The following is a 434-nucleotide window of genomic DNA, read 5'->3' on the forward strand; positions in this document are numbered from 1 at the left end:
CGACAGCAGCCTGATGCAGGAACTGGAATTCCAGGAGAAGTTGCAGGCGTTGATGGACAAGTACGGCATGACCCTGCACAACATCATCGCCATCCTCGACCCCAAGGCTCCGGTCACCGTCAGCGCCGCTCCGCAGCGCCGTGCCCGCGCCCTGAAGGTCTACAAGACCCCGAACAACGGTGAAGTCGTCGAAACCAAGGGCGGCAACCACAAGGTTCTGAAAGCCTGGAAAGAACAGTACGGTTCCGAAACCGTCGAATCCTGGCTGCAACGCTAAGCCGGTTTTCCCGACGGCATCCTGCCGATGCCGTCGGAAACCCCACTGGCTACTTTCGCTCCCCTCCTCGCCAGATCAAGTCTGCGACTTCGATTCGCAAGCGCTCCTGATCTTCTGCGCCGCCAGGTTGTTCTCCACCCCCGGCAGGTTCTCCAGC

Annotated in this window: 1 protein-coding gene; it reads left to right on the plus strand. The window is 60.4% G+C overall.

Going from position 1 to position 434, the window contains the following annotated elements; all coding sequences use genetic code 11:
• Window positions 1-277, plus strand: a 277-nt coding sequence (gene mvaU / locus ACLJNW_RS23270) for a histone-like nucleoid-structuring protein MvaU (protein ID WP_410961096.1), incomplete at its 5' end; no start/stop codon positions are given.
• Window positions 278-434 lie beyond the last annotated feature (157 nt).

The organism is Salmonella sp. SAL4457, assembly GCF_046548235.1.
In the GTDB taxonomy this organism is placed as follows: domain Bacteria; phylum Pseudomonadota; class Gammaproteobacteria; order Enterobacterales; family Enterobacteriaceae; genus Salmonella; species Salmonella enterica.